This window comes from Pseudomonas sp. S8 (assembly GCF_050473925.1).
Lineage (GTDB): Bacteria > Pseudomonadota > Gammaproteobacteria > Pseudomonadales > Pseudomonadaceae > Aquipseudomonas > Aquipseudomonas parakoreensis.
In genome coordinates this window covers 1-9,791 of sequence record NZ_JBFDVZ010000017.1, presented here as the reverse complement: position 1 = coordinate 9,791, position 9,791 = coordinate 1, and the positions used below count along the sequence as shown (strand labels likewise).

General features: G+C 53.4%; 8 protein-coding genes and 1 pseudogene. 7 read left to right on the top strand and 2 right to left on the bottom strand.

The window, feature by feature from the left end; genetic code table 11:
• Position 1: 1 nt before the first annotated feature.
• Positions 2-1,030 carry an MraY family glycosyltransferase gene (locus AB1J88_RS29355; RefSeq protein WP_430290009.1) on the bottom strand — a complete coding sequence of 343 codons (1,029 nt, stop codon included), beginning with the start codon at positions 1,028-1,030 and terminating at the stop codon, positions 2-4.
• Entirely contained in the window at positions 1,030-1,998 is a 969-nt protein-coding gene (locus AB1J88_RS29350; RefSeq protein WP_430290008.1) for an NAD-dependent epimerase/dehydratase family protein, read from the bottom strand. Before AB1J88_RS29350 ends, AB1J88_RS29355 begins: the two co-directional genes overlap by 1 nt.
• Positions 1,999-2,541: 543 nt before the next feature.
• Here AB1J88_RS29350 and AB1J88_RS29345 point away from each other — a divergent pair.
• From AB1J88_RS29345 to AB1J88_RS29315, 7 genes and pseudogenes are all read left to right on the top strand, one after another.
• Entirely contained in the window at positions 2,542-3,444 is a 903-nt protein-coding gene (locus tag AB1J88_RS29345) for a glycosyltransferase family 2 protein (RefSeq protein ID WP_222018736.1), read from the top strand.
• A gap of 182 nt (positions 3,445-3,626) precedes the next feature.
• Positions 3,627-3,989, top strand: a complete 363-nt coding sequence (locus AB1J88_RS29340; protein ID WP_430292730.1) for an ABC transporter permease — start codon at positions 3,627-3,629, stop codon at positions 3,987-3,989.
• Positions 3,990-4,011: 22 nt separating this feature from the next.
• Positions 4,012-4,458, top strand: coding sequence for an ABC transporter permease (locus AB1J88_RS29335; protein ID WP_430292729.1), 447 nt, complete (start codon positions 4,012-4,014; stop codon positions 4,456-4,458).
• Positions 4,448-5,788 carry an ABC transporter ATP-binding protein gene (locus tag AB1J88_RS29330; RefSeq protein WP_430290006.1) on the top strand — a complete coding sequence of 447 codons (1,341 nt, stop codon included), beginning with the start codon at positions 4,448-4,450 and terminating at the stop codon, positions 5,786-5,788. The genes AB1J88_RS29335 and AB1J88_RS29330 overlap by 11 nt, the downstream gene beginning before the upstream one ends.
• Positions 5,789-5,792: 4 nt before the next feature.
• A complete protein-coding gene (locus AB1J88_RS29325) occupies positions 5,793-9,095 on the top strand; it encodes a methyltransferase domain-containing protein (protein WP_430292728.1) in 3,303 nt (1,100 codons plus the stop codon).
• Complete coding sequence (locus tag AB1J88_RS29320; protein WP_430292727.1) at positions 9,002-9,535, top strand: glycosyltransferase family 4 protein; 534 nt, start codon at positions 9,002-9,004, stop codon at positions 9,533-9,535. Before AB1J88_RS29325 ends, AB1J88_RS29320 begins: the two co-directional genes overlap by 94 nt.
• Positions 9,532-9,791 (top strand): annotated as a pseudogene (locus tag AB1J88_RS29315) (hypothetical protein); the annotation flags it as partial. The gene AB1J88_RS29320 and the pseudogene AB1J88_RS29315, both read left to right, overlap by 4 nt.

Sequence of the window (9,791 nt, the reverse complement as noted above, 5' to 3'; positions counted from 1 at the left end):
TTCAATTATTTGATGTTCGACCTTCCAGTCGTCCCGCCTCGTACCTGACCGCCAGCCATACCAGAGGCAGGTAAGCCAGGATCAGGGCGAAGGCTCCATCCCATTTGTAGAGCACTACTCCAATCGCAATAGGCATTAGCCAGAGCAAGTTGATCAGGCAGACGGCAAGCGCGACAGGCATATGACCGCCATGCGACCGGGAAGCAAACTGATAGGCATGGCTCCGGTGCGCCTCGTAAACCTTGTCGCCGCGAAGCAGACGCCTTAACAGCGTGAAGGTGGCATCGACAATAAACACCCCTAGCAGAATGAGCCAACCCCACAGTAAATCAGGCGCGATCCAAGCCGCCTGTAGAGACAAAAGTCCCAACACGACACCCAGAAAACCACTGCCTGCATCCCCCATGAAAATCTTCGCCGGCGGAAAATTCCAACACAAAAAACCCGCTACGCAAGCAGCAAGAAGGACTGCGGGCCATGCAAGATCAGCGTTACCGCTGAACCAATAGATAAGCACGCCGCCGAAACACACGGTGATCGCCTCAAGACTGGCAATACCGTCGATACCGTCCATGAAATTATAGAGATTCAGCATCCACACCAGATAAACCACAGCCAGAAAATGCCCGATCCAGCCTGGATCAATCGAGAATCCAAACAAGGCAAAGGGCGCGAGCCCCCCCAGCCAGTAAACTCCCCAACCCGCACTCAGGAAATGCGCCAGCAATCTCCATCGCGCGGCAATATGGCCATGGTCATCCAGAAACCCGATCACAGCAGTGACCGAACCCGCCCCTAGAAAAGCAATAAAGGTATCAGATGACATCAATCCACAGCCATATAGCATACAGAGCGCTACAACATAGCTCAGCACTATTGCCACTCCTCCGCCGCGCGGAGTCGGGACTGAATGAGAGCTGCGGTCATTCGGCACATCCATGAGGCTTCGCGCCAGCGCATAACGCCTTAAGCCTGCGGTCAGGGCGAACGAAACTCCCACCAACAATGGAACAATCCAGTAGAAGTTCATTACTTTTGAGATTCCAGATAGGCTTGCACGGTCGCGTTCAGTCCTTGATCGAGGCTCATTGGAGGCACCCACCCCAAGAGTCGTAAGTTTTTGCTTATATCAACCTGAAGAGAACCGAAAAGTCGCTGGGCAATGGCCTCCCTGCCCAGGAGCTTTGCCCCCAGACACATAAAAGCCACCGGAAATGGCAACAGCCTCGCGGGCTTATTCAATGCTCGACCGATTTTCATCAACAGCTCTGTTGTGGATACATCCTCACCATCGCTGGCAAGAAAAGTCTGATTGGCCGCTGCTGGATGAGAGAAGCACGTCAGTATCAGATCGATCAGGTTATCCAGGCTCACCAGACTACGCTTGTTGACGATCGCACCAAATGGCAACGGAACTCCCCGGTCCAGCCAGCGGATCATACTTAAAAAGTTCGCTTTCACGCCCGGCCCGTAAACCAGTACGGGCCTGATAATAACAAGTTCCATTGACGTCGAAGATACCAACTGGCGAAGAGCTTCTTCAGCTTCACACTTGGAAATGCCATAGGGATCGACGGGGGAAAAGGGATCGTCTGCCGTAAAGGCTCTGCCAGGAACAGTAGACTCCCCGTTCACTTTGATTGAGCTGATGTAAATGAATCGACGGACCTTCGCTTTCACGGCCTGTCGAGCCAGGTTCAGAGTGCCCTCGACATTTACCAAGCGAAACTCGGTCAAGGGATCGCCCGACTGCTCGTCCATCACGTGAACCCGTGCTGCGGCGTGCACTACAACGTCGACGTCAACCAGAGCAGCCTGCCAATCAACGGTTGGAGTCAGGCCAGGAACATTGAACGCGCGCACTGACGCAGGCAGGCTTTTGCAGTCACGTCTTAATGCCGTGCGCAAGGAGTATTCTTTTTGACTTGCCAATGTCCTTAACAGGGCGCCGCCCAGAAAACCCGAACCACCTGTAACCAATACGGTGCTAGCGTTCATCTATCTCATTCTTAAATAGCAAAATCATCGTGATAGCAACCCTGGTCCCACACCTTCGACATATCGCGCAGTCTGCTGTGATCGCGAAGCATCGTCCTGGGCAGCAAGCCAATGCACTGAACACGCGAAACCGAATGGATTTGTTGTAGGGCAACGCCTGAGATCTGTCGTCTATGGCGGCCATGATACCTGTAAACCCGGACCATGCTTTTCAGCCATAAAAATGACGGATGCACATGCTACCTGATTGCCCCCTGTCCGCCGGTCAATATCCCTGCGCAGATGCGGCTAAGCACTACTAGGGCAAAGTAATTTTCGCTACAATGCCCGTTTTGACTTTGGTCATCCAATGTTATTCCGAGGCTGACTCGCGGTTAGTGCCCTCGCCACGGATTTTTCTGACCAACGAGTCATTTATTCGCAACGGAGTGCTAGGTGCATAGCCCCTCAACATCAGATTCTAGCGTGGACACTCACCCGGCAAACCAACTCGTGAAGTCAAATTGCTTCCACCGCTCATTGTCCAAGCGTGTCGCAATACTTATGTGCACGTACAACGGTCAACGTTTTCTGGCTGACCAACTGGCCTCCATCGCAACCCAGACTCACGAAAACTGGATAATTGCCGTATCCGACGACGGATCAACCGATCAGACCCTGGACATTCTCGCGGCGTTTTCCGAAGGATTGAAGACAGCAGACAGTGTCCGCGTGTTCCAGGGTCCCAAACGGGGGTTTGCCGCCAATTTCCTGACTCTCACCTGCAACGAGGCTGTTCAAGCGGATTTTTATGCATGGTCTGATCAGGACGATATCTGGCTGGACACCAAACTCGAGACAGCTCTGGACTGGCTGCAAACGATTCCCACGGATGTTCCGGCACTTTACTGCGGGAGGACCCGCGGCATGAACTCGCACGGAAAGCCCATGGAATGCTCACCACTTTTTTCACGTCCTCCGGCGTTTGCCAATGCATTGGTACAGAGCATCGCGGGAGGCAATACGATGGTGTTCAACCATGCAGCACGCGAATTGATGCGCATCGCAGGCGATCATCTGGAGATCGTCGCGCACGACTGGTGGGCCTATCTTCTGGTGACCGGCGCTGGCGGCAAGGTTGCCTACGACGCACAACCTTTCGTTCTGTATCGTCAGCATGAAGACAACCTGATCGGGGCCAACTCCGGATTGAAAGCCCGGTTTTCACGGTTTCGCCAGATGCTCAAAGGACGCTTTTCGAACTGGAATGAACAGAACATCCATTGCCTGACTTCGGCGCACGCACTGCTGACTAATGAAAACCGGAAAAAACTTGAATGCTTTCGCCTTGCGCGAAAAGGCAACTTGCCGCGCCGCCTTCTTGGACTGCTGCGTGCCGGTGTCTACCGCCAGACACTGCCAGGTAACATCGGACTTCTCCTCGCAGCCATCGTGAAGGGTATTTGACCGATGACAACCAATCGAAAGCTTCACCGTGATGGCAACGGTGTATTCGTCAAATCGGGTTTCAGTCATTGCGCTGCACCCATCGGCTACTTCCAGTCGCCACCTTCAAGCGAACTAAATAACGTCGCTCGTACAATCTATCAACTTACCGAACGGCCTCCATTGGAGCTTTTGCCTTGAACATGCATGATTCATTTCCAACGTCGCCTTTGCGAATGCTGATCAGCGCAATTAAAAATCGCCAACTGATCATGCAACTGACGAAACGAGAGATTTCATCTCGTTATCGCGGTTCAGTGGGGGGCGTAGCATGGTCATTTATCAACCCGCTGCTATTGCTCGCTATTTATACATTTGTCTTTTCAACCGTATTCAATGCGCGCTGGGGCGGCAGCGGTGCGGCCACCGGGTCCAAAGTCGACTTCGCGCTGATTCTGTTTACCGGCCTGATCATTCATGCGTTCTGCGCAGAATGCATCAACTCGGCACCCAAACTGATCACTGGCAACGTCAACTTTGTAAAAAAAGTCGTTTTTTCCGATTGAAACCCTCGCTCCGACCTCGGTGTTGAACGCCCTGTTTCACCTGTGCGTCAGCCTGTCGGTGCTGCTGGCAGCACAACTGGTGTTCAATCACTCGATTCCGCTTACTGCGCTGTTTTTCCCGATTGTTCTGATACCGCTAATCCTGATGGTGATAGGCCTATCCTGGATCTTGTCCGCACTCGGCGCATACATACGCGATATTGGCCAGGTCACGGGCATGGCCGCCACGGCACTGCTGTTTCTGTCGCCGGTTTTCTACCCGATCAGCGCCTTGCCTGAAGAGTACCGCGGCTGGCTATATATCAACCCATTGACCGCTGTCATCGAAAATGGCCGCGCAACCCTGTTGTTCGGCCAGATCCCTGATATGCACACACTTGGCACGAGCTATATCGTCGGCATTGTTATCTGCTGCCTCGGCTTTGCATTCTTCCAAAAAACTCGCGCAGGCTTTGCTGATGTCCTCTAAAGATGTTGCCATTCGCGTCAATGACCTCTCCAAGCGTTTCAACATGTATGAGAAAGCGCACGATCGCTTGCTTCAGATGATCTTGCCATCAAAGAAACTTCACCATGAGTTCTGGGCTCTCAAGGACATCAACTTTGAAGTTGCACGCGGCGAGTCTGTCGGCATCATCGGCAAAAACGGTTCGGGCAAATCCACACTGCTGCAGATTATCTGCGGCACACTGACGCCGACCTCGGGCACGGTAAATGTCGATGGGCGCATTGCCGCGCTGCTTGAGCTGGGCTCAGGTTTCAATCCGGAATTCAGCGGGCGGGAAAACGTTTATCTCAACTGTGCGATTCACGGCCTGAGTCGCAGCAAGACTGACGAACTGATGGATGACATCCTGTCGTTTGCAGACATCGGGGAATTCGTCGACCAACCCGTAAAGACTTACTCCAGCGGTATGTTCGTGAGGCTGGCATTTTCTGTCCAGGCTAATCTGAAACCTGAAATCCTGATTGTCGACGAAGCCTTGGCGGTCGGCGATGCACTGTTTCAGAAACGCTGCTACGAACGAATCGAAAAGCTCACCAGCAATGGCACAACCCTGCTGTTCGTCTCCCACGATGAAGAATCGGTGCGGACCCTCACGCAGCGGGCGATCTTTCTTTCCAATGGGAAAATTGAAAGCATCGGGTCTTCGGCCGACGTCATCCTCGATTACCGCAGGAACCTGCACGAACAGGAAAGTCTTTACCTGCAACAGTTGACGAAAAACCTTTCCGACAAGGCTGCGCAACATCAGAAGGACGATAACAAGACTGCCAAGACCGAATCGAAAACTGCAGACCGGTTCTCCTTCGGTAATCAGGATGCCGAGGTTCTGGATGTGCGCGTGTTGAACGCCGAGGGCGAAGAAACCCAGGTTTTCTATGCCACACAGACGTCTGTCATTCGCGTGTCCTTCCGCTGCAACGTCGATCTTGACCACCTGAATGTGAGCCTACGTCTTCGCAACAAGGAAGGCGTCAAGATTTACTCCTGGGGCACGCTAAACCAGGACATGGCCATTGCCGCCAATCTGGCGACGGGCGAGACCTTCTGGACCAAGACATTCACTGCCGGCACCGAGTCCTCTGTTGATTTTCAGTTTGAATGCAGTCTGGGCGCCAACCTTTACGAAATTCAGGCTGCCATCTCCCAGGAAGGCAAACCTTACTACGCCGAACAACGCATTCTTCACTGGCGTGACGAGGCGGCATTTTTTACGGTGGCTACCAAGCCCCGCGAATACCATTTTGGCGGTGTCCTCGACCTCCGCATGAAAGCAATCGAACTCAAGGGCTGAGCCAATGACTATTTCCACCACAAACATTTGCTCGGCATCACTGACGGCAGGGGAACGCCAACAACTGGTCTCGCAGGTACTTTCAGCCTGTGGTAACGGCAAAGTGCTACATATCGGCCTGCCTGATACAGAGTTGCTGCGGGCCTTCCTGCTGGCGGGTGTGCAGGCGTACAACGTCTTCCCGGGTGCTGAAACCGAGTGCGGCAATGCACAGCTTCCAGGACGGTTCATTGCATGGGACGGTGCTGACCTGCTATTGGACGACGAGAGTTTTTCGACGGTATTGATCACTCATGCCGACGACGCTGCTCTCTCCCTCGAGCGTTTGGCTGTCGAAGCGCCAAGAGTCTCGAAACGCAACATCTTCCTGTTTCTGGACACCAGCTGCGAACCCGACACAAAAGAAGCCCGCAAAGCTTGGGAAATGCTGTTCTTCGAAAACGGCGTACGCAAACACCCTGCCTACTATCGCGTCAACGATTACCAGTCTCTGCAATATGAACAAGGCAAAATTGCCATACCGCTTGAGAAGCTTCCCAAGGAAGCCGCCACCGTTTATCCATTGGAAGCGCTGAAAGACGAGCGCGACCTGCACATGGACATGACGCGCGAGCCTGGCAGTCGCTCCGATGGCCATATCATTCGCTATCTCCTGGCCAGTCGCTATGTGCGCAACGGCGACCGCATCCTCGACGCGGCCTGCGGACTAGGTTACGGCGCCTATACTTTGTTCAACTGCTCGGACGCCAGTTCGATCCTCGGCGTTGATGGCAGCAACTATGCAGTCAAATACGCTGAAAAAAACTTCTCTGCGGTCAATTCGCAACTCACCTTCAAAGAAGGCTGGCTGCCGGAAGCGCTGAACGATATTCCGGATAACTCGATCGACCTCATTACCTCGTTTGAAACCTTGGAGCACGTACCGGATCCGGTTGGATTGCTGGCAGAGTTCTACCGGGTCCTAAGCCCGTCCGGGCGAATCGTACTTTCCGTTCCAAATGACTGGTCAGACGAAACCGGAGAAGATCCGAACGAATTCCACTTTCACGTCTACACGTGGGAGCGCATCGTTAAAGAACTGGAAAAAGACTTCATCGTCGAAGCGGCTTACGCCCAGACAGCGGATCAATACAAACCGAAAATCAACAATGCTTACGAGTGGGCAGTCGGCATTCGCGAGCTGTATGAAGTAGACCCCAAGACATTGATCGAAAAAGATCCGTCTTGTGAATGGTGCCTTCTGGTCGGCATGAAATCGCCGACACTTGGCGCAACCGTGCCTTACCGCGAAACCACCTACGATCTCTATCCTGAAAACCCGGGATGGAAGGTCACGCGTTTTGACGACTATGCCAACCCCTGGCTGGTGAAAGGCCTGGTCACGATCGGTCATCGCATCGAAGACACTCAGAAGCTGCTCGAGCTTGCCCGCGAAGTCGCCGCTCAAGCCCCGGAAACCTCACCTGACCTGGGAGCGGCACTGTGCATTCAGGCTTACCAACTGCTGCAGGCATCCACACTGACGGTGAGTCAGCTGGAAGTGTTTGCAAAAGATTCTGACGCTTACATGAATCAGGCGGATCATTCACCGCAGCAGTTGCGCTGGAAAGTATCGATATCGTTCGTTATGGCCCAACTCTGGCAGGCCGCAGGCGACACTGATCGCGCCATTGATCTTTATAAAACTTGTGTGGCCTATGACTGCACTCAATACAGCCCGACTCTGATTACCAAGCAAATCAGGTCCTACCTGAATCTGGGTTTGATCGAGTCCGGCAAAAGAAATAATCAACAAGCAGCGTTGTATTGGCGTACAGGTGTCACCAGTGCAGAAAAGGCCCTCGCCATCGATTGGTGCGCCTCATTGGGCTCGCTCGAAAAACCGACCGATTTTGGTATGTCCGAACTGGGCGCCATTGTCGAACTCGCTTCTTCGTGCGCTTATGCCTTGCGATACGTTTCCAACATTGAGAATCGCACCCCGCAATGGTGGCATCAGCATCTTCGTGACCGCGACTCTCAACTGTCGAGAATGCCAGGTATCGTGGCGGAAACCGCGCGACTGAATCGGGTGGTCATCGACAAAGATGCGACCATTCAGTCTGTGATCACGCAGACCGAGGTCGCCGTACAGGCCGCCATCACCAAGACTGAGGCAGCGTTTCACTCTGCGATCACACAGACGGAAGAAGCGTTCGTGTCCGCCATCTCGCAAACCGAGGCAGCGTTCCAATATCTCATCAACAAAACAGAGGCGGTTGCTGAGTCCGCCATCAATCAGAGTCAGAATCTGAACTCCACGCTGAATGAAATTAATGACGCCCTGCAAGAAGCACTGGCTGCCTCTGAAGCAAGACAGCAGGAGATCAGCGCCCTGAACCAGCACCTGGAACAAAAGAACGCCATCGTGCAACAGCTCAACGTTGAAGTCGCACATCGCGAGCAACGGCTACAAGCCATCGGCCGGAGCCGACTGTTTCGTTTGAGTCAGGCATTTGCAGCGCAACCCAACGATCTCAAGAAATACTTGCGCATCGCCTACATGCTCGCCTCCCTCGTGACCCCTGCCCCCGCACGTCGCTTGCTGAGTCCGACCGTCTCGGCCTTGAAGAAAAGCCTGAGAGGCCAGCCACCAGCTATTGTGTCGAACACTGATGCGCCCACCGACATCAGTGAAGATACTTACATCGTCAAGCAGCCAACCAGTGTGAATGCTGTCCGGCCGCGGGTGCTGCATGTCATCGCCAACTTCATGACCGGCGGCTCCTCACGCCTGGTGGTGGACATCTACGAATACCTGGGCGTCCGGTTCGAGCAAAGTATTCTGACCAGCCATGCGCCGATCCCCGCCGCGTATTCGGGCATCACCATCAAGGAAATCAAACTGTCTGCAGACGAGATGCCTTTTGTCGAGTACCTGCAAGCACTACAACCAAATGTCATTCACATGCACTACTGGGGCGACTGTGATGAACCCTGGTATGACCAGACCATGCGTGCCGCGCAACAATTAGGCATTCCCGTCATCCAGAACATCAACACACCGGTTGCGCCTTACTTGTCGCCCTCCATCAAGCGTTACGTATACGTCAGTGATTACGTTCGCAACGTTTTTGGACAAGCAGAAGCACCGAATGCAACGGTTTATCCCGGCTCCGACTTCTCGATGTTCAAAGCCGATGCGCCAATCAGACTGCTACCGACACGATCGGCATGGTTTACCGACTGGAAACGGACAAGCTTAATGCTGACTCCATTACTCCATTCATCAAAGCCGTACAGAAACGCCCGCAGACCCGCGTATTGATTGTCGGTGGCGGAAGTCTGATGGAGACCTTCAAGGAAGCGGTGAACTCGGCAGGCGTATCAGACAACTTTGAGTTCACCGGTTATGTCGCCTACTCGCAACTGCCGGACTTGTACCGCCGCATGAAGCTGTTTGTTGCGCCGGTCTGGAAAGAAAGCTTCGGCCAGGTGAGTCCTTTTGCGATGCGCATGCATGTTCCGGTTGTCGGGTATGACATCGGTGCAATTGGCGAGATTGTCGATGACAGCAGCCTGCTCGCCCCTTACGGCGATGCGGACAAGCTCTCTGACATCATCGTAGATCTGCTGAATGACAGTGCTCGTCGCACCTACATTGCCGACCGTCACAGCGAAAGAGCCGAGGCTCACTTCTCGATCCAGGCAATGATTGCGAGCTACGACCAGATCTATGCCGAAACCCTGGCGGAAACCAAACAATGAAAATCGTTTTTTTTGTGCACTGCTTCTTTCCGGATCATTTTTACGGAACAGAAACCTATACGCTGGAACTGGCAAAGAACTACCGCAACTGGGGTCACGAGGTAGTCATCGTCAGCGCCTTGTTCCAGGGCGAACCGGCGGCAGCAGAACTGATCACTCGATATGAGCATGAAGGCTTTGAAGTTGTCCTGGTCGACAAAAACAAAATCCCTCACGTCAATATCAAGGAAACGTACTACCAGGCGGAGATGCGTCC